At 68.3% G+C, this 23300-nt stretch carries 22 protein-coding genes and 1 tRNA gene; 8 read left to right on the forward strand and 15 right to left on the reverse strand.

Annotated elements, in window-relative coordinates; genetic code table 11:
* Positions 1-160 precede the first annotated feature (160 nt).
* Complete coding sequence (gene greA, locus OC550_RS02050) at positions 161-703, forward strand: transcription elongation factor GreA (RefSeq protein WP_262103642.1); 543 nt, start codon at positions 161-163, stop codon at positions 701-703.
* 124 nt (positions 704-827) lie between these two features.
* On the opposite strand, the gene OC550_RS02055 is transcribed toward greA, so the two are convergent.
* Genes OC550_RS02055 through OC550_RS02070 form a run of 4 tightly spaced genes read right to left on the reverse strand, consistent with a single transcriptional unit; the run spans position 828 to position 4914 of the window.
* A complete protein-coding gene (locus OC550_RS02055; RefSeq protein ID WP_262103643.1) occupies positions 828-1424 on the reverse strand; it encodes a rhomboid family intramembrane serine protease in 597 nt (198 codons plus the stop codon).
* 26 nt (positions 1425-1450) lie between these two features.
* Positions 1451-2689, reverse strand: coding sequence for a threonine ammonia-lyase (gene ilvA / locus OC550_RS02060; protein ID WP_262103644.1), 1239 nt, complete (start codon positions 2687-2689; stop codon positions 1451-1453).
* Positions 2686-3960, reverse strand: coding sequence for an AI-2E family transporter (locus tag OC550_RS02065; RefSeq protein ID WP_262103645.1), 1275 nt, complete (start codon positions 3958-3960; stop codon positions 2686-2688). The genes ilvA and OC550_RS02065 overlap by 4 nt, the downstream gene beginning before the upstream one ends.
* Positions 3961-3981: 21 nt before the next feature.
* Positions 3982-4914, reverse strand: coding sequence for an aldose 1-epimerase family protein (locus OC550_RS02070; protein WP_262103646.1), 933 nt, complete (start codon positions 4912-4914; stop codon positions 3982-3984).
* Positions 4915-4951: 37 nt separating this feature from the next.
* Between OC550_RS02070 and galT the strand changes: the two genes are divergently transcribed.
* Both galT and galK read left to right on the forward strand, forming a co-directional pair.
* Positions 4952-6070, forward strand: a complete 1119-nt coding sequence (galT, locus tag OC550_RS02075) for a galactose-1-phosphate uridylyltransferase (RefSeq protein ID WP_262103647.1) — start codon at positions 4952-4954, stop codon at positions 6068-6070.
* Entirely contained in the window at positions 6067-7278 is a 1212-nt protein-coding gene (gene galK / locus OC550_RS02080) for a galactokinase (protein ID WP_262103648.1), read from the forward strand. The genes galT and galK overlap by 4 nt, the downstream gene beginning before the upstream one ends.
* 119 nt (positions 7279-7397) lie before the next feature.
* Here the strand turns inward: galK and OC550_RS02085 are convergent, their stop codons facing one another.
* The gene (locus tag OC550_RS02085) at positions 7398-8240 is read right to left on the reverse strand and encodes a Bax inhibitor-1/YccA family protein (RefSeq protein ID WP_262103649.1); all 843 of its coding nucleotides are present in this window, start codon (positions 8238-8240) and stop codon (positions 7398-7400) included.
* 115 nt (positions 8241-8355) lie between these two features.
* Here OC550_RS02085 and OC550_RS02090 point away from each other — a divergent pair, with 115 nt between their 5' ends.
* The 5 genes from OC550_RS02090 (at position 8356) to OC550_RS02110 (ending at position 13057) form a co-directional block, all read left to right on the forward strand.
* The gene (locus OC550_RS02090) at positions 8356-8715 is read left to right on the forward strand and encodes a co-chaperone GroES (RefSeq protein ID WP_262103650.1); all 360 of its coding nucleotides are present in this window, start codon (positions 8356-8358) and stop codon (positions 8713-8715) included.
* Positions 8716-8954: 239 nt separating this feature from the next.
* Positions 8955-10274, forward strand: coding sequence for a branched-chain amino acid ABC transporter permease (locus OC550_RS02095; RefSeq protein ID WP_262106225.1), 1320 nt, complete (start codon positions 8955-8957; stop codon positions 10272-10274).
* Between the two features lie 10 nt (positions 10275-10284).
* Positions 10285-11265 carry a branched-chain amino acid ABC transporter permease gene (locus tag OC550_RS02100; RefSeq protein ID WP_262103651.1) on the forward strand — a complete coding sequence of 327 codons (981 nt, stop codon included), beginning with the start codon at positions 10285-10287 and terminating at the stop codon, positions 11263-11265.
* A gap of 2 nt (positions 11266-11267) precedes the next feature.
* Positions 11268-12311, forward strand: coding sequence for an ABC transporter ATP-binding protein (locus OC550_RS02105; protein WP_262106226.1), 1044 nt, complete (start codon positions 11268-11270; stop codon positions 12309-12311).
* Entirely contained in the window at positions 12308-13057 is a 750-nt protein-coding gene (locus tag OC550_RS02110; protein WP_262103652.1) for an ABC transporter ATP-binding protein, read from the forward strand. The genes OC550_RS02105 and OC550_RS02110 overlap by 4 nt, the downstream gene beginning before the upstream one ends.
* Positions 13058-13228: 171 nt before the next feature.
* On the opposite strand, the gene OC550_RS02115 is transcribed toward OC550_RS02110, so the two are convergent.
* The 10 genes from OC550_RS02115 to OC550_RS02160 all read right to left on the reverse strand — a co-directional run bounded on the left by OC550_RS02115 (position 13229) and on the right by OC550_RS02160 (position 23260).
* Positions 13229-14599 (reverse strand): ABC transporter substrate-binding protein, encoded by a 1371-nt coding sequence (locus OC550_RS02115; RefSeq protein WP_262103653.1) that lies wholly within the window; start codon positions 14597-14599, stop codon positions 13229-13231.
* Positions 14600-14787: 188 nt separating this feature from the next.
* Positions 14788-14863: transfer RNA gene (locus OC550_RS02120), tRNA-Leu, on the reverse strand.
* A gap of 132 nt (positions 14864-14995) precedes the next feature.
* A complete protein-coding gene (locus tag OC550_RS02125) occupies positions 14996-15535 on the reverse strand; it encodes a GNAT family N-acetyltransferase (protein ID WP_262103654.1) in 540 nt (179 codons plus the stop codon).
* Between the two features lie 147 nt (positions 15536-15682).
* Positions 15683-17125 carry an NAD(P)/FAD-dependent oxidoreductase gene (locus tag OC550_RS02130; RefSeq protein ID WP_262103655.1) on the reverse strand — a complete coding sequence of 481 codons (1443 nt, stop codon included), beginning with the start codon at positions 17123-17125 and terminating at the stop codon, positions 15683-15685.
* 101 nt (positions 17126-17226) lie between these two features.
* Entirely contained in the window at positions 17227-18549 is a 1323-nt protein-coding gene (locus OC550_RS02135) for a S8 family serine peptidase (RefSeq protein WP_262106227.1), read from the reverse strand.
* Positions 18550-18669: 120 nt separating this feature from the next.
* Positions 18670-19626, reverse strand: a complete 957-nt coding sequence (locus OC550_RS02140; protein ID WP_262103656.1) for a Ppx/GppA phosphatase family protein — start codon at positions 19624-19626, stop codon at positions 18670-18672.
* Complete coding sequence (locus OC550_RS02145; protein WP_262103657.1) at positions 19623-20297, reverse strand: DUF501 domain-containing protein; 675 nt, start codon at positions 20295-20297, stop codon at positions 19623-19625. The genes OC550_RS02140 and OC550_RS02145 overlap by 4 nt, the downstream gene beginning before the upstream one ends.
* A gap of 76 nt (positions 20298-20373) precedes the next feature.
* Positions 20374-21120 carry a septum formation initiator family protein gene (locus OC550_RS02150; RefSeq protein WP_262103658.1) on the reverse strand — a complete coding sequence of 249 codons (747 nt, stop codon included), beginning with the start codon at positions 21118-21120 and terminating at the stop codon, positions 20374-20376.
* 79 nt (positions 21121-21199) lie between these two features.
* A complete protein-coding gene (gene eno / locus OC550_RS02155; protein WP_262103659.1) occupies positions 21200-22480 on the reverse strand; it encodes a phosphopyruvate hydratase in 1281 nt (426 codons plus the stop codon).
* A 111-nt stretch (positions 22481-22591) separates the two neighbouring features.
* Complete coding sequence (locus OC550_RS02160; protein ID WP_306556903.1) at positions 22592-23260, reverse strand: MazG nucleotide pyrophosphohydrolase domain-containing protein; 669 nt, start codon at positions 23258-23260, stop codon at positions 22592-22594.
* Between the last annotated feature and the right edge of the window lie 40 nt (positions 23261-23300).

The following is a 23300-nucleotide window of genomic DNA, read 5'->3' on the forward strand; positions in this document are numbered from 1 at the left end:
GGTTCTTGGGAAATGCCCGGAGGACTGACTACACTTATTCAATACATTCTGCCCCGCCCCTCCGGTGGTCTCTCCGATTCAGATATGAACGAGTCACCAGAGAGCGGGGTCTTTGCTTGATGTGGCGGCCTCAGCGGCCTAGTCGGGCGAGGGAGTACCCATGCTGAGGCAGCGGCACGCCGCAGCCGAAGGCCATACTAAGGAGAAGTACGTGTCTACATCCAGCGCATCCGTGGCTTGGCTCACTCAGGAGTCTTACGACCGCCTGAAGGCTGAACTGGATTACCTGTCCGGCCCGGGCCGGACGGAGATCGTCGCCCGCATCGAGCAGGCCCGTTCCGAGGGGGACCTCAAGGAGAACGGCGGGTACCATGCCGCCAAGGAGGAACAGGGCAAGGCCGAGGCTCGCATCCGCCAGCTGACCGAGTTGCTGCGCAATGCCCATGTCGGGGAAGCTCCCGCGGATGACGGAGTCGTCGAACCGGGCATGGTCGTGGAGGCCAAGATCGCCGGGGATACCGAGACGTTCCTGCTCGGCAGCCGCGAAGTTGCCGGCGACGCCAGCATCGACGTCTACAGCGAGAAGTCCCCGCTGGGCGCGGCGATCAACGGCAAGAAGGCCGGCGAGACCGTCGCCTACACTGCGCCCAACGGCAAGGAAATCAAGGTGGAGATCATCTCCGCTAAGCCGTACGCAGGCTAACCAGGGGCGGCGCTGCCGCCCGGCTGAGGGCGGGTCGGTTACTCCCAGTGGAGAGCCGACCCGCCCTTTGCCGTACCCGGCGGATGCCAGGGCCTGAAGCGCCGGGCACCGGCCCAGGTTGCGGCTACCGCAGCCGCTGCCGGCTGCGGCCGCGGATCCGGTCCTTGCGCATCAGCACGGCGGCCAGCACTCCCCCGGCCGCGCCGAACAGGTGCGCCTGCCAGGAGACCCCTGCTCCCGCCGTCGGCAAGAGGCCCAGCAGCACCGAGCCGTAGAAGAGGAAGATGACGACGGCAAGCAGGACCTGCCGCCAGCTGCGGTTGTAGAACCCGCGGACCAGCAGGTAGGCGAGGAAGCCGAACACTACGCCGGAGGCCCCGACCGTCAGGCCCTGGCCGGTCAGCCAGACCCCGATGCCGGACACCAGCCAGCTTATGGCGAGCACTGCAGCGAAGCGCCGGGCGCTTTCGAGGAACACCAGGAATCCCAGCACCACCAGCGGCAGCGTGTTGCTGGCCAGGTGGTTGACGTCTGCGTGCAGCAGCGGCGAGAAGACGATGCCGTCCAGGCCCTCGATCCGGCGCGGGATGTTGCCGAGCAGGTAATAGACCTGGCTCCCGGCGAGCAGGGTCAGCAGGAAGACCGCCCACAGCACCCCTGCCATACCGAGCAGGGCGCCGAGCGCGCGTCGTGCCCGGGTTCCCCGGCTGGCCCCGCTCACTGAATGCGCTCCACCTGTTGCACGGCCTAGTGCACGACGACGGGCTGGAAGCCCTCCGCACGAAGGCTGCCGAGCACCAGTTCGCAGTGCTCGTGGCCCTTCGTCTCGATGTCGATGGTGATCGCCACGTCGCCCATGCTGATCGAGCCGCCGATCCGGGTGTGGTCCACGCGGGTGACGTTGGCGTCGGATTCGGCGATGATGCGCGAGATCTTGGCCAGGGAGCCGGGACGGTCGTCGAGCATGATGCGCACCGAGAGGAACCGGCCGGAGGCGTAGAGGCCTCGCTGGATGACCTTGAGCATCAGCATCGGGTCGATGTTGCCGCCGGAGAGGATCACCGCGGTGGTGCCGGGGTTCTCGATGACGCCTTCCATTAGCGCCGCGACGCCGACGGCGCCGGCCGGCTCGACCACCAGCTTGGAGCGCTCGAGCAGGAAGATCAGGGCCCGGGCCAGCGCGTCCTCGCTGACCGTGACCACGTCGTCGACCAGTTCCCGGATGATCGAGAACGGCAGCTGGCCCGGACGGCCCACGGCGATGCCGTCCGCCATCGTCGAGACCTTCTTCAGCGGGACCAACGCGTCCGCGGCGAGGGAGGGCGGGTAGGCCGCGGCGTTTTCGGCCTGCACGCCGATGACCCGGATTTCCCGGCCGAGCTCCTTGGCGCGGGCCTTGATGGCGGTGGCGACGCCGGCCAGCAGGCCGCCTCCGCCCACGCCCATGACGATCGTGTCCACGTTGGGGATCTGATCGAGGATTTCGAGGCCGATGGTCCCCTGTCCGGCAATGATGTCGGCGTTGTCGAACGGGTGGACGAAGACGGCGCCCGACTGCTCGGCGAAGCGCTGGGCCTCGGCCAGGGCCTCGTCGACGTTGTGGCCGTGGAGCACGACCTCGGCGCCGTGGCCGCGGGTAGCCGCCAGCTTCGGCAGTGCGACGCCGAGCGGCATGTAGATCCGTGCCTTGATCCCCAGGCGTGCGGCCGCGACAGCGACGCCCTGGGCATGGTTGCCGGCCGAGGCCGCGACAACGCCGCGGGCCTTCTCTTCTTCGCTCAGCTTGGCCATGCGCACGTAGGCGCCGCGGACCTTGAAGGATCCTGCGCGCTGGAGGTTCTCGCACTTGAAGTAGACATCGGAGCCGGTCATCCGCCCCAAGGCCCGGGACTGCTCGATCGGCGTGGTCTCAATGATGCCGTCGAGCAGCTCGGCGGCGTCCATCACGTCATCCACGGTGACCGGCAAGGTCTTCAGATCTATCATTTCGGCAGTTCGTTCCTGTCTTCGGTGGGGGTGCCACTCTCGTCCCCGCCTGGGGCTTCCTTCTGGCGCTTGGTTCTGGCGGTCGTCCGCGCCTTCCCGGCTTCGACCTGCACGGCGGCGTCGGGTGGCCGCAGCCGGCCGCCCAGCGCGTCGTCGTGCTCCCAGCCGCGGGCGGCGATGTACTTGACCACCGTATTCATAATGGCCATCACCGGAACGGCGAACAGGGCTCCCGGGATGCCGGCGACCATAGTGCCGCCGGCGACGGCCAGGACCACGGCGAGCGGGTGCAGCGAGACGGCCTTGCCCATGATCAGGGGCTGCAGCACGTGGCTTTCCAGCTGCTGGACGCCCAGCACGATGGCCAGCATGATGATGGCGTTGACCCATCCATTGGCGACCAGCGCGAGCAGGACGGCGACGAAGCCGGTGACCAGGGCGCCGACGATCGGGATGAAGGAGCCCAGGAACACCAGCACGCTGAGCGGCAGGGCCAGCGGCACGCCGATGATGGCCGCGCCGGCACCGATGCCGACGGCGTCGACGGCGGCGACGAACACCTGGATGCGGATGTACTGGACCAGCGAATTCCAGCCCTTGCGGCCGGCACCGTTGGTGGCCGAACGGGCGCGGCGGGGCATCAGGCCCACGATGAACATCCAGATCCGCTCGCCATCGAGCAGGAAGAAGATGAGCGAGAAGATCGCCAGCAGCAGGCCGGTCACGAGGTGGCCGGCGGTGGAGCCCACGCTGAGGGCGCTGGAGAGAATGGTGCTGCTATTGTTCTGGAGCTGGACCAGCAGGTCGTTGATGTAGTCGTTCAGCTGTGCCGAGGTCAGGCTAAGCGGCCCGTCCATCAGCCACGTCTGGATCTGCCGCACGCCCTCGAGCACCTGGTCCCACAGCTCTCGGAAACCGAAGTAGAGCTGCCGGCCCACGAGCGATAGCGCCCCGCCGATCAGGCCCAGGAAGCCCAGGATCGTGATGCCGACGGCCAGGCCCTTCGGCACCTTGGCCTTGAGCAGGAACCGCACGACCGGCTGCAGCAGGCCGGCCATCAGCGCGGCGACCATCACGGGGATAAGCAGCAGCGAAACGTAGCTCAGCAGCCAGATCAGCACCCCGACCACGACGATGACCAGGCCGATCCGCCAGGCCCAGGAAGCGGCAATCCGCAGCGCGTAGGGAACATCGTCCCGGGTCGAGTCCGGCACGCGGGGCACAGGACCGGCGGGGCCCTGCGGGGTGCTGTCAGGGATAGGCTGACTCATAGAGACAATAATTTCACATCCTCAGCCGGCTACGGCTGGATGAAGCCGGCCGCTGATGCCCCAGCTGCCGCCGAAGCGCTCGCTCTGCTCGAGCCAGACAAGCCCGTCGCCGGAATTCAGCGCGTTGGCCGGGGCCGTCATGGGCTCGACGGCTACCGCCAGCGTCCGCCCGGGGAAGGTGTCGGTCACGAAAACCTGCACATAGGGGAACGACTCATCCTGCCACAGCGTGACGGAGCGGCCGTCGGCCGATGCCAGCGTCGTCTCGGCCCGACCGCCGGCGGTCGCCAGGTCGGTGTAGGCACGGTCCAGCTTCCGCAAAGGCCCGACGGCGGCGCCGCCCCGCAGGTCCGTCTCCCCGGCGACCGGCGCGGAACCGGACGGAATGAGCGTCTCGTCCGCATGCAGGAAGGTGGCTCCCGGGACGCTCAGGGTCAGGTCAGCCGCCTCCAGGTCCCCGAGCCGCAGGTAAGGATGAGCGCCCAGCGCCACCGGGGCGGCGGCGGCCGAGTGGTTGACCAGCTCCTGCGTGACCGCCAGGTCCCCGGCCTCGTCGATCCGGTACCGGACCACGTGGGTCAGGCGGAACGGGTAGCCGTGCTGCGGGAAGATCTCGGCCGACAGTTCCACGGCGTCCTCGCTGCGGTCCACCAGCCGGTAGCCGGTATTGCGGAGCAGGCCGTGGCTGGCGTGGCCGCGCGTCAGCTCGGTGATATCCAGCTTCTGCACCTTGCCGTCCAGGGTCCACTTGCCGTTGGCCACGCGGTTCGGCCACGGCGCGAGCAGGATGCCGGACGCACCCGGCGGGATGTCGCCGTCGTTAAAGGACTCCGTGAGCTGGATGCCGTCCTTGACGAAGATGCGCAGGCAGCCGGCCAGCTCGGTGATCACCGCATACGAGTTGCCCCGCTCGATCCTGAACTGTTCGCCGGTGGCAAAGGTATGGTGGCTCATAGCTAAAACGTACCGGAGAATCCTCGCAGGAGCCGCGATGACCATCATGACCCCCTCCAGGCTGTCGGATGGCCGGGAACTGCTGTACTTCGACGCCGGCGAGGAAGCCGCCGGGCGCCACCGGGATCCGGAGCAGGTCCGGGACCGCCGGAGCCTGCCGGCCCGCGGCACGGGTTCCGGCCAGGTCCGCTTCGACGAGCTGATCGGAGAATGGGTCGCCGTCGCCGCGCACCGCCAGGACCGCACCCATCTTCCCCCGGAGGACGAGTGCCCGCTCTGCCCCTCGGACGGGGCCCGCCGGACCGAAATCCCTACCGGATACGAGGTGGCGGTCTTCGAAAACCGGTTCCCGTCCTTCGGCCCGCAGCACGGCGTCCTCCCGGCGGATCCCGGTCCCGAGGTCGGCCAGGTTTCGGAACCCGCCTACGGCCGCTGCGAGGTCATCGCCTTCACCGACTCCCACACGGGCTCCTTCGCCGAACTTCCCTACGAGCGGGTGCGCACGGTGGTCGATGCCTGGGCGCAGCGGACCGAGGCGCTGTCGGCCCTGCCCGGCGTGCAGCAGGTGTTCTGCTTCGAGAACCGCGGCGCGGAAATCGGCGTCACCCTGCACCACCCGCACGGCCAGATCTACGCCTACCCCTACGTCACGCCGCGCGCGGCCCGGATGGCCAAACAGGCCCGGCGGCACTTCCTCCGGTCCGGCGGCCTGGAGAGCCAGACCGCCGCCATCCTCGCCGCGGAGCGCGCCGACGGCTCGCGGATGGTGCTCGAGGGGCAGCACTTCAGCGCCTTCGTCCCGTTCGCCGCCCGCTGGCCGCTGGAGGTGCATCTGGTTCCGCACCGCCACGTGGCGGACCTGGCCGGGCTCCACGGCGAGGAACGCGACGAACTGGCCGAGCTGCACCCGGAACTGCTGCGCCGGTTCGATGCCCTCTACGACTCCCCCACGCCCTACATCGCGGCCTGGCACCAGGCCCCGGTCGACGCCGAATTCCGCCCGGCCGGCCATCTGCACCTGCAGCTGACGTCGCCGCGCCGCGCCGCCGACAAGCTCAAGTACCTGGCCGGATCCGAGGCCGCCATGGGTGCCTTCATCAACGACACCGTGCCGGAGGAGACCGCGGCCCGGCTCCGCGAGGCGGCGACGGCGTGACCGGAGCGGCCGCCGGCAGCCCGCATCCCGGCGCGCTGGCGGCGGCCGCCCGCGCCGGTTTCGCTGCCCGCTACGGCTCTGCCCCGGACGGACTCTGGGCCGCCCCCGGCCGCGTCAACCTGATCGGCGAGCACACGGACTACAACCAGGGCCTGGCCCTTCCGCTGGCCATCGACCGCGCGACCGTGGCCGCCGCCGCGCTCCGCCGGGACGGGACCGTCCGGGTGTCAACGTCACTGCAGGAGTCACTGCAGGAGTCACTGCAGGACAAGAACGACGGCGTGAGCCTGCCGGCCACGGAAATCTCGCCGGGGGCGGTGTCCGGGTGGGCGGCCTACCCGCTGGGAGTCGTCTGGGCCTTCGCCGGCTCCGGCTTCCCGGTGCCGGGCCTGGACCTGCACCTGGAGACGGACGTGCCTCTCGGGGCCGGATTGTCCTCCTCGGCGGCCGTGGAGTGCGCGGTCGCAGTGGCCCTGGACGACCTGCTCGGCACCGGGCTCGGGAGCGCCGGGCTGGCCCGGCTGTGCCAGCAGGCCGAGAACGAGATGGCCGGGGCGCCGACCGGCCTCCTGGACCAGACGGCGTCGCTCGGCGGGCGCCGCGGCCATGCCCTGCTGGTGGATTTCCGCAGCGGCACCACCCGCCCGGTCCCGCTTCGGTTGCAGGAGAACGGGCTGAGCCTGCTCGTGATGGACACCAAGGTCTCCCACGCCAACGCCGGCGGGGGCTACGCCGAGCGGCGCCGCGACTGCGAACGGGCCGCCGGACTGCTGGGGGTCCGCTCCCTCCGCGAACTGTCCGGCGACGACCTGGCGGGCTCCGATGCACGGCTGGACGCGCTGGCCTTCCGCCGGGCCCGCCACGTCGTCACGGAGAACGAACGGGTGGAAAAGGTCGTGCACCTGCTGGAAGCCTGCGGGCCGGGAAGCATCGGGCCGCTGCTCACCCAGGGCCATGCCTCGCTGCGCGACGACTACGAGGTCTCCTGCCCGGAACTCGACCTCGCCGTGGAAACCGCCCTCGAGCACGGTGCGCTGGGGGCCCGCATGACCGGCGGCGGCTTCGGCGGCTCGGCCCTTGCCCTGGTACCCCGGTCCTTCGCCGCCGCGGTGGGCAACGCCGTCGTTAATGCCTTCCAGGCTGCCGGCCACGCCCGGCCGGACATCTTCCCGGTCGCCGCAGCGGACGGCGCCGGCCGGCTCGCCTGAAACGCCCCGAAGATGCGGCCACTCCCGGCGATGGGGGCGCCTGCCAAAGATGCGGCCGTTAAAACAACGTGGGACCCCGCCGAGGCGGAGTCCCACGTTGTTGTTCCGGACGCCCGGTCCTAGTCCTCCGCGACGGCGCGCAGGATGGCCAGCAGGCGCAGGATCTCGACGTAGAGCCAGACCAGCGTGACGGTCAGGCCGAAGGCTGCGGTCCAGGAGTACTTGCGGTCCACGCCTTGGCGCACGCCTTCCTCGATGGAGGTGAAGTCCATGATCAGCGAGAAGGCCGCCAGGCCGATGGCGAACAGGCCGATGACTACGCCCCAGGGGATGTTCGTGCCCGGGATGTCCGCGCCGCGAATGCCCCACGGGTTGTCCATGACGCCGAACATCGTCAGGCCGAGGTTGACCAGCGAGAACACGGCGTAGCCGATGATGGCGATCATGAAGAACTTCATGGCCTTCGGCGTAGCCCGCACCTTGCCGCTCTTGAACAGCGCCAAGGTTACGGCGAACACGCAGACGGTGCCCAGGACGGCCTGGGTGGCGATGCCCGGGAACATTCCGTCCAGCATGGCGGACAGGCCGCCGACGAAGAGGCCCTCAGCCGCGGCGTAGGTCAGGATCAGGCCCTTGGACGGCTCCTTCTTGAAGGCGTTGACCAGGCCCAGCACCAGGCCGGCGAGCATGCCCGGGATCATTAGCGCGGGGACCATCCAGCCCACGGCCGCGCCGGCGAGGACGAGGGCCAGGCAGGCCAGCGTCTTCATGATGACGTCGTCGTAGGTCATCCGCCCGGTCTGGGCCGGCCCTGCCGACGGCTGGTTGTACAGATCCTGCAGCTGCTCGCTGGACATCTGCGACTGGCCGGCGAGCATGCCGGCGCCTGCGTTCGCGGAGCTTTGCGGTTGGCTGCGGAATACGTTGGGATTACTGAATACGGGATTTCCACCCATGGCCATATTTGTCCTCCGATCAGGGGGTACGAGCTACTTCAACCCTATCAATGCAACGCTCGGCGCCTCCGGTTCTATCCCGCCGGATTTCCGCGGCCTGCCGGGAGCTTAGACTGTTGGCGTGAATCCTCGCCCCGCCGCCGAACGGAACCAACGCTCCGCGCCCGCCAACCTCCCGCTGCGGATGCTGCACGACCGCATCCTGGTGGCCCCGGACAAGGACAGCAGCGAGCGCCGCTCCTCGTCCGGGATCGTGATTCCGGCGACGGCCGCCATGGGCAAGCGCCTGGGCTGGGCCACCGTGGTGGCCGCAGGCCCGAACGTGCGGCAGGTCGGCGTGGGCGACAAGGTGCTGTTCGACCCGGAGGACCGCGCCGAGGTCGAGGTCAACGCCACCGATTACATCCTCCTGCGCGAACGGGACATCCACGCCGTCGCCGAACCCGAGGAAACGGACAAAGGCACCGGACTCTACCTCTAGCCGCCCGGCGGACCTGCGCCGGGCCGTGCCCCTATGTGCCCTCCACGTGGGCAGTTGTTATGCGATCGCGACCAAAAGCAAGCATTTCGCAACATGCTGAACACATTCCCCGAGTAACATGAACGACACGTCAGTGACCAAGTTCACACGGCGTCGTCAGCGTTGCCGGTTCGTGGGGCCGGCAAGCCCCCACTGTGGAGGTTCATAACTTGAGAAGATTGCCGAAGCTTGCTCGGCCGATGGGACTGCTGTTCGCCTTGCTGGCGGTTTTCGCAGCCCTGTTGTTATCGGCACCGGCCGGGCAGGCCCAGACCATGGCTGCCCCGCTTTCCACCTCGACACCGGCACCATCGCCAGCCGAACCAACCGGCACCCCTGAGTCCTTCCCCAATACCATCAACGGCGTCCTGCGGAATGCCGGGCAGCCGGTGGCCGGAGTGACCATCCGGGCGACCGGCGAGGGCTTCAGCGGCGAGGCCGTCTCCTCCGCAACCGGCGGATGGAGCATCGGCGTCCCGGTCCAGGGCACGTACGAGGTGGAGCTGGACGTCAGCACGCTTCCCGAGGGCGTCACGCTGGCAGAAGGGGCACAGAACCCGCGCCAGGTCACGTTCGCCAACACGTCCAACGCCGGAGCGATCTTTCCGCTCGGCGCAGGAATCGTGGTCCAAACCCAGTCGTTCGGGGAGCTGCTCGTCGAACGCGTGCTGGCAGGCCTGAGCTTCGGCCTGCTGCTGGCGCTGGCCTCGGTGGGCCTGTCGCTCATCTTCGGCACCACGGGGCTCACCAACTTCGCGCACGGTGAGATGGTGACGCTCGGGGCGGTGCTGATGTTCTTCTTCAGCGGCCTCGGCATGCCGGTCTGGCTGGCGGCCGTCCTGGCCGTCCTGGGCGGCGGCCTCTCCGGGTATCTCCAGGACTCCGGCCTGTGGAAGCCGCTGCGGCGGCGTGGGACCGGCATCATCCCGATGATGATCGTCAGCATCGGTCTTGCGCTCGCGGCCCGCTACACCATCCAGCTGTTCTTCGGCGGCAGCACCCGGCAGCTGCCGGGCGCACGCAGCCCGCAGATCGAACTGGGGTCGGTATCGATCTCCCAGAACACGCTGATCTCGCTGGTCATCAGCACGGTCGTGGTCCTGGTGGTGGCCTTCCTGCTGCTGAAGACCCGGATCGGCAAGGCGACCCGCGCGGTGGCCGACAATCCGGCGCTGGCGTCCGCCTCCGGCATCGACGTGGACGGGGTGATCCGGATCGTCTGGACGGTCGGCGGCGTCCTGGCCGGACTCGGCGGCATCCTCTGGGCTTACTACCGGCCCGGTGTGACCTTCAATATGGGACAGCAGATCCTGCTGCTGATCTTCGCCGCGGTGGTCCTGGGCGGCCTGGGCACCGTCTTCGGCGCCCTGGTGGGTTCGATCATCGTCGGCATCTTCGTCGAAGTATCTACGATCTGGCTCGAAGCCGACCTCAAGTTCGTCGGTGCCCTGCTGATCATGATCATTGTCCTGCTGTTCCGGCCCCAAGGCATCCTGGGCCGCAAAGAGCGCGTAGGTTAGGAGGCTCGGAATGGACTTTCTCAATATTCTCAGCGGTGCACTCGGCGAAATCATCAGCCCGACGACGGCCGCCTACGCGCTGGCTGCCCTCGGCCTGGCGCTGCACTTCGGCTACACGGGCCTGCTCAACTTTGGCCAGGCCGGGTTCATGGCCATGGGCGCCTACGGCTTCGCCATTGCCATCCTGACATTCAACGCGCCTTTCTGGGCCGCGATCCTGGTCGCGTTGGCCTGCTCGGTTGCCTTCGCCTTCCTGCTGGGCATCCCGACCCTGCGGCTGCGCGCGGACTACCTCTCGATCGTGACAATCGCCGCCGCCGAGGTGATTCGCTACATCGTGACGACCAACCAGCTGACCGATATCACCGGTTCCGCCGGCGGGCTCAACGGCTTCGCAGGCGGCTTCTACGCCCTCAATCCCTTCCCCGAGGGAACGTACAACCTCGGCTTCATTACCCTCAGCGCCCGGGACCTCTGGGTCCGCGTGGTTGCCTGGTCGGTCGTTGCCGTCTGCTGCTTCATCGTCTGGCTCCTCGTCCGCAGCCCCTGGGGCCGTGTGCTCAAGGGCATCCGCGAGGACGAGAATGCCGTCCGCTCGCTCGGCAAGAATGTCTACTCCTACAAGATGCAGGCGCTGATCATCGGCGGCGTCTTTGGCTCACTGGCCGGAATCCTGTTCACGCTCCCCCGCAGTTCCGTCCAGCCGGCCAACTACGGCACCGAGCTGACCTTCTTCCTGTGGACGTGCCTCCTGCTCGGCGGCGCGGCCACGGTGCTCGGGCCGGTTGTCGGCGCCATGCTGTTCTGGGTCGTGCTCTCGCTGACCCAGGGCCTGCTGTACGGCGCGATCGGCGCGGGCTACATTACTTTCATCTCCATCCCCCAGGCCGGCCAGCTGCGCTACATCATGGTCGGTGTGGCGCTGATGCTGTTGATGATCTTCAGACCGCAAGGCCTGCTGGGCAACAAGAAGGAGCTGGTGTACTCGTGAGCATGGCCAATCCAACGCCGGACGAGTCCGGAACTGCCGGCGTCCGGACCGACGCCGTGGACTACATGACCGACACGCGTCCCATCGCCTCCGAACCGGCCGCTCCGGGCTGCCGGAAGCGGGACCCGATCCTGGTGGCCAAAAACGTTACCCGCGCCTTCGGCGGGATCAACGCCGTCGACGTCGAGTACCTGGAGGTCCCCCGGCACAAGATCACCGCGCTGATCGGCCCCAACGGCGCGGGCAAAACCACGTTCTTCAACCTGCTGACCGGCTTCGACCAGCCGAACTCGGGCGAGTGGACCTTCGACGGCACATCGCTGCACGGCGTCCCGTCCTACAAGGTGTCCCGCATGGGCATGGTCCGCACCTTCCAGCTGACCAAGGTCATGGGCAAGCTCAAGGTCATCGAGAACATGCGCCTCGGGGCCACTAAGCAGGAGGGCGAGAAGCTCTCCAAGGCGCTCTTCAAGAACATCTGGGGCGGCCGAGAGCGGGAGATCACCCGTCACGCGGACGGGCTGCTGGAAAAGTTCAAGCTGGACACCAAGCGCGAGGACTATGCCGCCTCGCTCTCCGGCGGCCAGCGCAAACTGCTGGAAATGGCCCGGGCCCTGATGGCCGACCCCAAGCTCGTGATGCTGGACGAGCCGATGGCAGGAGTAAACCCGGCCCTGACCCAGTCGCTGCTGGACCACGTCCGGAACCTGAAGTCCGAAGGCATGACGGTACTCTTCGTCGAGCACGACATGCACATGGTCCGGAACATCGCCGACTGGGTCGTGGTCATGGCCGAGGGCAGGATCGTGGCCGAGGGCCCGCCGGCAGAGGTCATGAAGGACCAGGCCGTGATCGACGCCTACCTCGGCGCGCACCATGACGTGGACCTGGGGGCGGCCGAGGGCATCGAGGTGCTGGAACACCAGCTGGCGCAGGACAAGGAGTCCGTCGTCGGCACCGCAGACGAGGGCATCCTCGGCCGCGGAATCACCGAACAGGACGGCCGCGATCCGGACGAGGGCCGGGACAGGAAGGACGCACCATGAGCCAGCAGACTCCGGAGGGCGGCAACGCCGTCGTCACGGTGACGGACCTCGTCGCAGGGTACCTGCCGGGCGTCAACATCCTCAACGGCTGCAGCATCGAGGCACGTCCCGGGGAGCTGATCGGCATCATCGGCCCCAATGGCGCGGGCAAGTCAACGCTGCTGAAGGCGATGTTCGGCCTGGTCAAGATCCACTCGGGCAAGGTCATCGTGCGCGGGCGGGATATCACCGGCCTCAAGGCCAACAAGCTGGTCTCCCAGGGCATCGGCTTCGTACCCCAGACCAACAACGTCTTCGCCACCCTGACCATCGAGGAGAACATGCAGATGGGCATGTTCCAGCGACCGAAGGACTTCAAGGAACGCTTCGACTTCGTCACCGGCATCTTCCCTGAATTGGGCAAGCGCCGCCAGCAGCGCGCCGGGTCGCTCTCCGGCGGCGAACGCCAGATGGTTGCCATGGGACGTGCGCTCATGATGGATCCCGCCGTGCTGCTGCTGGACGAGCCCTCCGCTGGCCTCTCCCCCGTCAAGCAGGACGAGACCTTCCTGCGCGTGCACGAGATCAACCGGGCCGGCGTCTCGGTCATCATGGTCGAACAGAACGCCCGGCGCTGCCTCCAGATCTGCGATCGGGCCTACGTGCTGGACCAGGGCCGCGACGCCTACACCGGCACCGGGCGCGAGCTGCTGAAGGACCCCAAGGTCATCCAGCTCTACCTGGGCACCTTGGCCGAATCCGCGTAGCAGGCCAGCTGCCACAGCGCACGACGGCGGCCTCCCCCGGTGCGGGGAGGTCGCCGTTCCGCGTGCTGCCGTTGGGGCCGGGCCCGGACGGACGCCGGGCACGAGGAAGCCCCCGCTAGTGCTTGGACTGGCGGGGGCTTCCTGCTTCAGTGCGAGTGAGGGACTGAAGCTCTAGAGTTTGCCGAACTCCTCGCGGGCCGGCTGGGGGACGTTCTCGGCGTCGTAGTTGTAGATGCCGATGTAGGCCTCGGTCGGGTCGCCCTTGTCACTGAACGTAATCGGTCCGGACAGCCCGTCGTAGTCGATGTCCTTGCCTTCGCGCAGCAGGGTCACGCAGCTGGGGAAGTCCGTGCACTTCTCGCCTTCCTTCGAGATGCCCTCCAGCTCCTTGGCAATGTCCTTGCCCGCGGTGCTGCCGGCCGCCTCGGCGGCCAGGGCGATCATCGTCGTCGCGTCGTAGGATTCGCCCGCGTACGCGTAGTCCTTCAGGTCCTTGTCCACCGTCTTGAGGTCCGCCCGGAAGTCATCCTTGGCGAAGGTGCCCGGGATGGTTCCCTGCGCCCCTTCCATCGCGCCCGGATCCAGGTCCTTGCTCAGGTCAGCCGTGTTGCCGTCCACCAGGAACAGCTGATTCGGGGCCACGCCCTTCGCGAGCAGCAGCGGGGCGATGCTCTTGATCTCGTCGAACGTGATCACCGCGATCGCGTCCGGCTTGGCCGCGACCACCGCGTCCACCTGCGAGCTGAACTGCGAGTCGCCGGTATTGAACATTTCCTCGGCCACGACCTGTCCGCCGGCGCCTTCGAACGACTCCTTGACGTTGCCCTGCAGGCCGGTGCCGTACGGGTCGTTCAGGACGATCATGCCGAGGGTCTGGGCACCGCAGGAGATCATGTAGCTGCCGAGTGTCCGGCCCTGCAGGACGTCCGACGGGGCGGTGCGGAAGTAGAGTCCGTTGTCCTTGTAGTCGGTGAAGTCGGGCGACGTGTTGGCCGGCGAGAACTGCACCACCCCGGCGTTAGTGACCTGGTCGATCACGTTGAAAGAGACACTCGACGACGCCGCGCCGATGATGGCGCTGACGTCCTGGCCCAGCAGGTCGGTGACGGACTGGGTGGCGATGTCGGTCGTCGTGTCGCCGGAATCACGGTGGACGATGTCCACGTCCTTGCCCAGGACGCCGCCGGCGGCGTTGATCTCCTTCACGGCCAGGTTGGTGGCAGCGATTTCGGGCGGACCAAGGTAGGACAGCGTGCCCGTGGTCGGCAGCAGCGTGCCGAGTTTCAAGGGCTGGTCAGTGGAGCCCTTGCTCGCCGGAACGGCGGACGGATCGCCCTTGGTGCGATTGGCTCCCGCGCCGTTCTGCGTTGGTTCGGGGCAGGTCAGGCCCGAGGCGGCCGGCGCCGACGACTCGCCTCCCTGCTCGGGTGTGCCGGAACCGCCACAGGCTGATGCGAAGAGGGCTACCCCCAAGCCAAGCGCCGCCAGCTTGGCGCCACGCGCACCGTTGCCGAACAGCACTGCATTACGTGTTGCAGTCATAAAGTCTTCTCCTCGATCACAAGGTCCGCGAACCCTCGATGCAACCACCATGGATTCGGTGATTATGAAAAGAAACTAGTGCAGAAAGCAACAAAAAATAAGGCTATTGGGTTACATCCTCGTAACGCTCGTCACAGCGGCCGACACCGATCGGAAACAAACCGTTCAGAATTGCAGGGGCGGCCCATTGGTACCCCAGGTGGGACTCGAACCCACACTGAAACGATTTTAAGTCGCTTGCCTCTGCCATTGGGCTACTGGGGCGGGCCCCGTGTGAAGGGCTTCATCCAGCGTACTGGATCGGGGCCCCGGAGCACGACGGCGGCGCTACCGCCGCGAGAACCGGGGCGTGAGCTTCAGCCTTAAACCGGAGCTTGGGCCGGGAGGGTGCGCTGGTTAGAGGCGGGAAAAGGGCTCGGCGTAGCGGAAGGGGCCGGCGGGCACCTCGCGGCCTGCCAGCCGCAGCGCCATGAAGTGCTCGCCCCACTGCGGGTCCGGCGCCTGGATGCCGAGCTCCGCCGCGGGACGGTAGCCGAAGCGCGGATAGTAGCCGGTGTGCCCAAGCAGCACGATCACGCAATCGCCACGGGCCTCGGCGCGGCTTTTGGTTTCTTCCAGCAGGGCGGCACCGATGCCCTGCCCCTGGAATTCGGGCAGGACCGAGATCGGTCCCAGGCCCAGGGCCGGCTGCCCGTCGATCCAGCCGCGCGTCGTGATGGAGTGCCCCGCGATCGCGGATCCGCCGCCCGGCCGCCCGGCGACGGCCACGATGGACAGGTCCGGCAGGTACTCGTCGCAGCCGAAGAGTTCGGAGAGCAAATGCACCTCCACGGGTTCCCGGCCGTCGCCACCGTCGAAGGCGCGCCCCGTCAGCCGGAGCACTTCGTCCCGGTCCTCCGGCCGTTCACTGCGCAGTTCCACCGTCTCCACCGTCATCGCACTTCCTTCCGTCGGGCGCGCCGTGCCACCGTGCGGTTAACGCCCGACGGCGGGACCAAAGGTTCCGCTGCTGCGCTACCTCTGTCCCGCCGTCGTTGTGGTCCGGTGCAGACCGGATCCGGCACCGCTACTCGGCCTGCGCGCCTACTTCGTCTGGGCGCCGGCCTTGTCCTCTGCCTTCTGGCCGTCCTTCGCGTCCTCTGCCTTGGCCGCCGCCGGCTTCTTGGCTGGCGTGGCGGCGGTCCGGAACGCCCGGTACGGGGTCTCCAGGTCGCTGATCTCGGTGGTGTCGCGGCCAAGGACGGCGTTGAGCAACCAGTCGGCGATGACGCGGACCTTGCGCTCCCAGGTCGGCATGGCGAAGCCGTGGTAGCCGCGGTGCGCCAGCCAGGCCAGGGTGCCCTTGAGCTTGATGCCCATCACCTTGGCTACGCCCTTGTTGATGCCGAAGCCGGCCACGGCGCCGAGGTTCTCGTGCTTGTACTCGGTCACCTGGCCCACGCCCCAGCGCTCGGCGTAGATGTTCTTGGCCAGGTGCTTGGCCTGGCGGACGGCGTGCTGCGCGTTCGGGACGCAGAAGCCGCCGACGCCGCCGCCGGTGAGGTCCGGTACGGCCGCCACGTCACCCGCGGTCCAGGCACCCTCGACCGGCTGGCCGTTATCGTCGATGACACGCAGTTCGGCATTGGCCTTGACTCGTCCGCGCTCGTCAAGGGCGAAGCCGTAGTTGCGCACCACCGGGTTGGCCTGCACGCCCGCGGTCCACAGCAGGGTGTCCGCCTCGAAGGACTGGGCCGGGCTCTTGTCCGGCATGTTGATCAGCTCGAGCTTGCCGTCCACGGCGGAGGCGAGCGAGGTGTTCAGCAGGACCTCGATGCCGCGCGAGCGCATGTGCTCGACGACCCACTCGGCCTGGTGCTCGGTGACCTCGGGCATGATCCGGCCCATGGCCTCGACCAGCACGAAGCGCAGGTCGGAGCGCTTCAGGCGCGGGTTCTGCTCGGCGGCATGGCGGGCCATGTCCTCGATCTCGGTCATCGCCTCGATACCGGCGAAGCCGCCGCCGACGCCGACGAAGGTCAGCGCGCGCTTCTTCTCCGGGCCGTCCGGCAGGATGGAGCCGGCTTCGATGCGCTCCAACACGGTGTTGCGCAGTTCGAGCGCTTCCTCGATGGTCTTCAGGCCGATGCCCTGCTCGGCCAGGCCCGGGATCGGGAACGTACGGGTCACGGCGCCGGCGGCGATCACGACGTCGCGGTACGGCAGCTCGAAAGTCACGCCGTCTTCGGAATCGACCGTGGCGGTCTTATTGGCGTGGTCGATCGAGGTGACGCGGCCGGTGATGACCTCGGTCTGCTTCAGGTGCATGCGGTGAGAGACCACGGCATGGCGGGATTCGATGGATCCGGCCGCGACCTCGGGCAGGAACGGCTGGTAGGTCATGTACGGCAGCGGGTCCACCAGGGTCACGATCCCGCCGTGTTCCCGGACCTTCTTCTGGAGTTTGAGAGCCACGTAAAGGCCGACGTAGCCGCCGCCGACGACCAGGACGCGGGGACGGTCTGAGAGCGCAGGAGTGTATGCCATGACACCAGTGTAGCCTCAATTGTGAAAGTTTTCACGAACTCATGCAGCCGCATCCTTTAGCCCGCCCGGGCGCGCTTTTCCGGCCTTGCCGGAGTCCGCCCTCAGCGGCCGGATGGGTTGGCGGGCCCCTCTGGCTTTCGGTCCGCCGAGCCCGTTCCGGCGCCGGACTGCTTGCGCGCGCGGAAGGTCTGCTGGACGCCCAGGCCCACGATCACCAACAGGAGGACACCGGACCCGACCACGAGGATGCCGGGCAGCACGTCGCCCTCCAGCCTGGGTTCCTCGGCCGCGGGTGTGGTGGGCTCGGGAACGGCAGGCTCTTCCTTGACGTTCTTGTTCACGGGCACCTCGCTGGGCGGAGCGACTTCGCCCCTGCGGTGGATGGTGATCCACTGGGCGATTGATCCCAGCGGATTGGCGCCCGCCTCGGGCACGTCCGCGTTCAGGGCGGCCTCAGCGTCGAGGATGCCGAAGCCGTAGATGGGGTCGTGGCCGGGAACACCGGCGTCGGACGCGGTGGAAATGATCCGGTTGATGACCTCCCCGGCGCTCATCTGCGGATACTTTGACCGGATCAGGGCAGCGACGCCGGAGACCAGCGGCGTGGCGCCGGAGGTGCCGGACCAGTCCGCGTACTGTCCGCCGGGCATGCCGCCGATCAGGTCCTCCGCGGGGGCGGCGACGCCGATGACGATGCTCTGCGCGGATGCCTTCTCGCTGGCCTTGCCGTCGCGGCTGAGGCCGGCGACGGTCAGCACGCCGGGAATCGTGGCCGGGGCACCGGACTGCTCGGTCCCGCCGGCCCGGTTGCCCGCGGCGGCGACAATAACGACGTCGTTCTGTTCCGCATAGAGGAAGGCGTCGTCCCAGCTTTCGGGCCAGGAGGTCGTGGAGCTGGTCAGCGACATGTTGATGACCTTCGCGCCGCTGTCGACGGCCCAGCGTACGGCGGCCGGAATCTGTTCCTCGATGCCTACGCCGCCGGGGTTCGGCGAGCCAAGCCAGGTGGACACGGCGAGCAGCTCCGCCTTGGGCGCGACACCGATGACACCGTCGGATCCGGCGCCGACGCCGCTCGCCGGCTTCTTGTCGTCCTGCTTTTCTTTGTCCGATGCGTGGCCGCGTCCGGCCAGCAGGGTCGCGACGAGCGTGCCGTGCTCAGGCGTCTGGCCGATGCCGCTCTGGCCGTTCGGGTCTCCCGCCCCGGAGACGTCCGCGCCGCCGACCACCGCGCCCTTCAGGTCCGGGTGCTTTGCATCGATGCCGCTGTCGATCACGGCGACCTTGACGCCCTCCCCCTGCGAGGTTTTCCAGGCGTCCCGGATGCCGGAGGAATCCAGCCAGTATTCCTTCTCCCGGTGCTCGTCCGCGACGGCGGCCGGGGCGAACACGGCGCCGCCGGCCAGGGCCAGCACGGAGACCATGGACAGCACGAGGGTGCGGGCAGTGCGCCGCATGGTGGCCGGCCCGGGCCGGCGGTTCCGGCGTGCGGCTCGCGGCTGCTTGTCGTCCATCTCTCCCACTTTACGGATTTCCGGTTTCGGCTAGTTGGCCTCGGAGCGCGGCCGGGCGGCGCTCAGGGCAATGCCATCGAGGATATCGTGTTCGCTGGCGGTCGCGCCGTCGACCCGGCCCGAGGTCAGCTCTCCAACCCGGTCGTTGATGGTGCGCCAAATGAGGGCGCCGGCGCCGATGACGTCGACGCGCCCCGGGTGCATATAAGGCAGGGCAGCCCGTTCGGCGCGGCTCATCCGCAGCAGCGAGGTGCAGGCCGCCCTGGTCTTGGCGGCGTCCAGGGCCGTGCCGTGGATGGCGTCCGGCTGGTACTCGGCCAGGCCCATCGCGTGCGCGGTCACCGTGGTGATGGATCCGGCGACGCCCACCAGCCGGTCGGCATCCCCCAGCGGCACGTCGCGGAGCACCTCGTCGATGTAGGCGTTGATCTCCTTCTCGGCGGCCTCGATCTCGGCCGCCGAGGGAGGATCGGTCACGAGGTGCCGCTCGGTGAACCGGACGCAGCCCATGTCGGTGCTGCGCGCGGCCAGGACGCCGGACCCGTTACCGAGGACGAACTCGGTGCTGCCCCCGCCAAGGTCCACGACCAAGATCCGCTCGTCCGGGTGCGCAGACAAGGCGCTGGCTGCGCCGGTGAAGGACAGCTCCGCCTCTTCCCCGCCGCTGATGACCTCCGGCTCGACTCCGAGCCGGTCGCGGATGCCGTCCACGAAGACCTGGCGGTTGCCGGCGTCCCGCGTGGCCGACGTCGCCACGAAGCGCAGGCTCTCAGCGCCGTGTCCGCGCAGCTGGCCGGCATACTCCTCGGCCGCGGCGAACGTTCGGGCCAGCGCCTCGTCCGCCAGTATTCCCGTTGCGTCCACGCCCTGGCCCAGCCGCACCACCTTCATGGTGCGAACCACGTCGGTGAGGCGTCCGCCGTCGTCAACGTCCGCAATCAGCAGGCGGATGGAATTGGTTCCGCAGTCGATGGCTCCGACCCTCATGACAGTCCTTCTTCCCCTGCGTCCTGCCCGGCTTCCCGGGCGGCACGGCGTTCGGCGCGCTTGGCTTCGAGTTCCTCGGGGCTGAGCCCCTGTGTCTTGGTGTGCCGGCTCAGGTCCCGGTCAGGGACAGGCCCGGATTCGTCCCAGGCGCCGCCGCAGTAGCAGCGGTCCGTGGTCCACCATTCGGCGATGCCGTCGAGAGCCTCGTCCCCGAGGGGGTTCACGCCCCGGCCGGCGGCGAGCGAGTGCCCGACCAGCACGTGCAGGCATTTGACCCGGGACGGCATCCCGCCGGCGGAGACGCCCGCGATTTCGGGCACCGCGCCGACGCCGGTGCGCTGCCCGATCTCGTCCCGGCTGCGCAGGTACGCGTCATGGGCGCGCCGATAAGCGGCCGCGAGCTGCTCGTCCCGCTCCAGCCGCTCCGTCATCTCCGTCATGACGCCCGCGGCCTCCAGCCGGGAGACCGCCGAGGTGATGACGGGGTGGGTCAGGTAGAACGTGGTCGGAAACGGGATCCCGTTGCCCAGCCGCGGCGCCGTGGTCGCAACCAGCGGGTTGCCGCAGATGCAGCGCGCCCCGATTTCCACGACGTCGCGGGCGGGACGCCCCAGTTGCCGGCTGATGGTTTCGAGGTCCGCCGGAGTGGGCGTGCGCTGGGCGGTATCCATGGCGCGGGGGTCCTTCCAAATGGTTCTTGTCGAAGACTGGTCGCGCTTCGATAGGCGATGCGGCGGCGCGGGCGGGCTAGTCCTGGGCCGGCTTGTCCGTGGCCGCGCGTTTGACCGAGTCCCACAGGGCGTCCACCCACGGCAGTTTGGCCGGAGCCGCCTCGGAGGCGTGCTCTTCGGAATCGCCCAGGCCTTCGGCGCCGGTCACCAGGTAGCGGGTTTCACCCGGCATTACATAGAATATGCGATCCCGCGCCTGCTGTTTGATGTAGGCCGGGTCGTCCCAGCGGGCCAGCTCCCGCTCCAGCTTGTCCTGGCGTTCCTGCTCGGTGCTGATGTCCTGCTGCAGCGCGGCGATCTCGGAGCGCTGCTCGATGAAAACGCGCACCGATGGGGCCAGCAGGACGGTGATGGTCACCAGCACCACGGCCAGCGCCAGCATGCGGCCGGAGAACGCCTTCGCGGGGACCGGTGCGGCGTTGTCGTCGTGCAGTTCCAGGAACTTCGGTTCCGGGGACGAAGGCCGCTTCCCGCCCGGCTGCCGGATGGCCTCCGAAAGTTCCTGCCGCTCGGCGGCCCGCGCCTCGGACGGCGTGGGCTTTGCTCTTTCGGCCGGCGGCCGCGCGGCCCTCCCTGGCGCCGGATGCCTTTCCGACACAGGCCTTTCCGGAGCAGGGTCCTTGCCGCCGTTGAAGTCGGCGCGGATCACCTTTCCCCCGGAAACGCCGTCACCCGACGCCCCGTGGTCCGGACCGTGTGGTCCGGACCCGTTGCCTCCGGCCGGACGGGCGGCCCGCGGCACTTTGGGACGTCGGGTGGACATGCAACTCCTTGGGACTTCCGTCTAGGTCAGCGCCTCTTCGCGGCGCCGTCCTTAAGACGATACCCAGTCCTGCGGCGGTTCAGGCTTTGAAACGCGGGAAAGCCGAGGCACCGGCGTAGCGTGCCGCGTCGTCGAGCTCTTCCTCGATGCGCAGCAGCTGGTTGTACTTGGCCACGCGCTCGGAGCGGGCCGGGGCACCGGTCTTGATCTGGCCGGCGTTGGTGGCGACGGCAATATCGGCGATCGTGGTGTCCTCGGTTTCGCCGGAGCGGTGCGAGGTGATGGTGGTGTAGCCGCTGCGCTGGGCCAGGGCCACGGCCTCGAGGGTCTCGGTCAGCGAACCGATCTGGTTGACCTTCACCAGGAGCGAGTTGGCGGTCTTGGAGTCGATGCCCTGCTGCAGGCGCTCCGGGTTGGTGACGAACAGGTCGTCGCCGACCAGCTGGACCTTGTCGCCCAGGTCCGCGGTCAGCTTCGCCCAGCCCTCCCAGTCGGACTCGTCCAGCGGGTCCTCGATGGAGACCAGCGGGTAGTCGGCCACGAGCTGGGCGTAGTACTCGCTCATCTCCGCGGCGCTCAGGGACTTGCCCTCGAACTGGTAGCCGCCGTCCTTGTAGAACTCGGAGGAGGCGACATCGAGCGCCAGCGCGATGTCCTTGCCCGGGGTGTAGCCGGCGCGGGAGATGGCCTCGGAGATCAGGTCCAGCGCGGCGCGGTTGCTGGGCAGGTTCGGGGCGAAGCCGCCCTCGTCGCCCAGTCCGGTGGACAGGCCCTTCTCGTTCAGCACCGACTTGAGGGTGTGGTAGACCTCGACGCCCCAGCGCAGGCCCTCGGAGAAGGTGGCGGCACCGATCGGCGCAATCATGAATTCCTGGATGTCCACGTCGGAATCGGCGTGCGAGCCACCGTTCAGGATGTTCATCAGCGGCACCGGCAGCACGTGCGCGTTCGGTCCGCCGAGGTACTTGTACAGCGGCAGGTTCGAGGACTCGGCCGCGGCGTTGGCGACGGCCAGCGAAACGCCCAGGATGGCATTGGCGCCCAGGTTCGACTTGTTCGACGTCCCGTCCAGGTCGATCATGGTCTGGTCGATCAGGCGCTGGTCCGTGGCGTCGATGCCCAGCAGCGCCGGCTGGATGGTGTCGATGACGGCGTTGACGGCCTCGCTGACGCCCTTGCCCAGGTAGCGGTCCTTGATGCCGTCGCGGCGTTCCACCGCTTCGAATGCACCGGTGGAGGCACCGGAGGGCACTGCGGCACGGCCCATGGAGCCGTCCGAAAGCAGCACCTCGACCTCGACCGTGGGGTTACCGCGGGAATCGAGGATCTCGCGCGCATGGATGGCATCGATTAGCGCCATTGATTTGCTCCTGTTCGTTGGAACTCAAGAGGGAACGAAAAGTTGGATCTCGTCACGACAGCCGTTAGCGGCAGCACTGTCGTTCTAAGCGTAGTCGAGAACGCCGGTCCCTCACGGGCCCGTTACGTCGCGTTGAAACCGCCTCACCGCCGCACGCAGCGCCTGCTCGGCGTCCACCCCGTTCGTCACGGCGTGGCGTACGACGTCGAACAACAGGTTCCCGATGTCGTCTTCCGTTACGGGGGCGGCGGCTTCGGCGGGGGGCGTGGTCGCGGGACTGTCGGTTCCCTCCGCTCCCGCGATCCTGGCCCGCGCGGCACGGTCCAGCGACTTCGCCGCAAGCGTCAGCGCCGGAAGGGAACGTGGAATGCCGTCGAACGGCGTGCTGCGCCCGGGCTTCTCCGCCGCCTTCGCGGCATCGTAACCGGCCACGATCTCCTCCACCGTGGCCGGGAACGAATCCTGCAGGGTCCCGTCAGGCCGGAACACATGCCGGTTGCGGCGGACCAGCTTGCCAGTGAGGAACCGCGCGACCTCGTCGAAATCGAACGTCCCGCGCTCCTCCTGGATCCGGGCGTGCAGCAGCACCTGGAAGAGGACGTCGGCCAGTTCGCCCTTGAGCTCCTCGGCGTCCTCCGCACGGGTGTGGCCCGTCTCGATCGCCTCGGCCAGCTCGTAGGATTCCTCGACCAGGTACTCCACCAGCGATTCGTGCGTCAGGGCCGCGGTCCACAGGCAGTGTTCGCGCAGCTGCGCCACGACCTCCACGAGCCGGGCCACCGCCGTCGGCCCTCCACCCGTTGGCCCTCCGCCCATGGCA

It is taken from the genome of Arthrobacter sp. Marseille-P9274 (assembly GCF_946892675.1).
In the GTDB taxonomy this organism is placed as follows: domain Bacteria; phylum Actinomycetota; class Actinomycetes; order Actinomycetales; family Micrococcaceae; genus Crystallibacter.

Excerpts from the sequence above, each read along its gene's own strand:
- OC550_RS02110 (WP_262103652.1), top strand. The coding sequence starts at position 12,308 with ATGAGCCAGCAGACTCCGGAGGGCGGCAACGCCGTCGTCACGGTGACG.
- OC550_RS02065 (WP_262103645.1), bottom strand. The coding sequence starts at position 3,960 with ATGAGTCAGCCTATCCCTGACAGCACCCCGCAGGGCCCCGCCGGTCCT.
- OC550_RS02100 (WP_262103651.1), top strand. The coding sequence starts at position 10,285 with ATGGACTTTCTCAATATTCTCAGCGGTGCACTCGGCGAAATCATCAGC.
- ilvA (WP_262103644.1), bottom strand. The coding sequence starts at position 2,689 with ATGATAGATCTGAAGACCTTGCCGGTCACCGTGGATGACGTGATGGAC.
- OC550_RS02125 (WP_262103654.1), bottom strand. The coding sequence starts at position 15,535 with ATGACGGTGGAGACGGTGGAACTGCGCAGTGAACGGCCGGAGGACCGG.
- OC550_RS02085 (WP_262103649.1), bottom strand. The coding sequence starts at position 8,240 with ATGGCCATGGGTGGAAATCCCGTATTCAGTAATCCCAACGTATTCCGC.
- eno (WP_262103659.1), bottom strand. The coding sequence starts at position 22,480 with ATGGCGCTAATCGATGCCATCCATGCGCGCGAGATCCTCGATTCCCGC.
- OC550_RS02145 (WP_262103657.1), bottom strand. The coding sequence starts at position 20,297 with ATGGATACCGCCCAGCGCACGCCCACTCCGGCGGACCTCGAAACCATC.
- OC550_RS02130 (WP_262103655.1), bottom strand. The coding sequence starts at position 17,125 with ATGGCATACACTCCTGCGCTCTCAGACCGTCCCCGCGTCCTGGTCGTC.
- OC550_RS02095 (WP_262106225.1), top strand. The coding sequence starts at position 8,955 with ATGGGACTGCTGTTCGCCTTGCTGGCGGTTTTCGCAGCCCTGTTGTTA.
- galT (WP_262103647.1), top strand. The coding sequence starts at position 4,952 with ATGACCATCATGACCCCCTCCAGGCTGTCGGATGGCCGGGAACTGCTG.
- OC550_RS02105 (WP_262106226.1), top strand. The coding sequence starts at position 11,268 with ATGGCCAATCCAACGCCGGACGAGTCCGGAACTGCCGGCGTCCGGACC.
- OC550_RS02115 (WP_262103653.1), bottom strand. The coding sequence starts at position 14,599 with ATGACTGCAACACGTAATGCAGTGCTGTTCGGCAACGGTGCGCGTGGC.
- OC550_RS02070 (WP_262103646.1), bottom strand. The coding sequence starts at position 4,914 with ATGAGCCACCATACCTTTGCCACCGGCGAACAGTTCAGGATCGAGCGG.
- OC550_RS02140 (WP_262103656.1), bottom strand. The coding sequence starts at position 19,626 with ATGAGGGTCGGAGCCATCGACTGCGGAACCAATTCCATCCGCCTGCTG.
- greA (WP_262103642.1), top strand. The coding sequence starts at position 161 with ATGCTGAGGCAGCGGCACGCCGCAGCCGAAGGCCATACTAAGGAGAAG.
- OC550_RS02135 (WP_262106227.1), bottom strand. The coding sequence starts at position 18,549 with ATGGTCTCCGTGCTGGCCCTGGCCGGCGGCGCCGTGTTCGCCCCGGCC.
- OC550_RS02150 (WP_262103658.1), bottom strand. The coding sequence starts at position 21,120 with ATGTCCACCCGACGTCCCAAAGTGCCGCGGGCCGCCCGTCCGGCCGGA.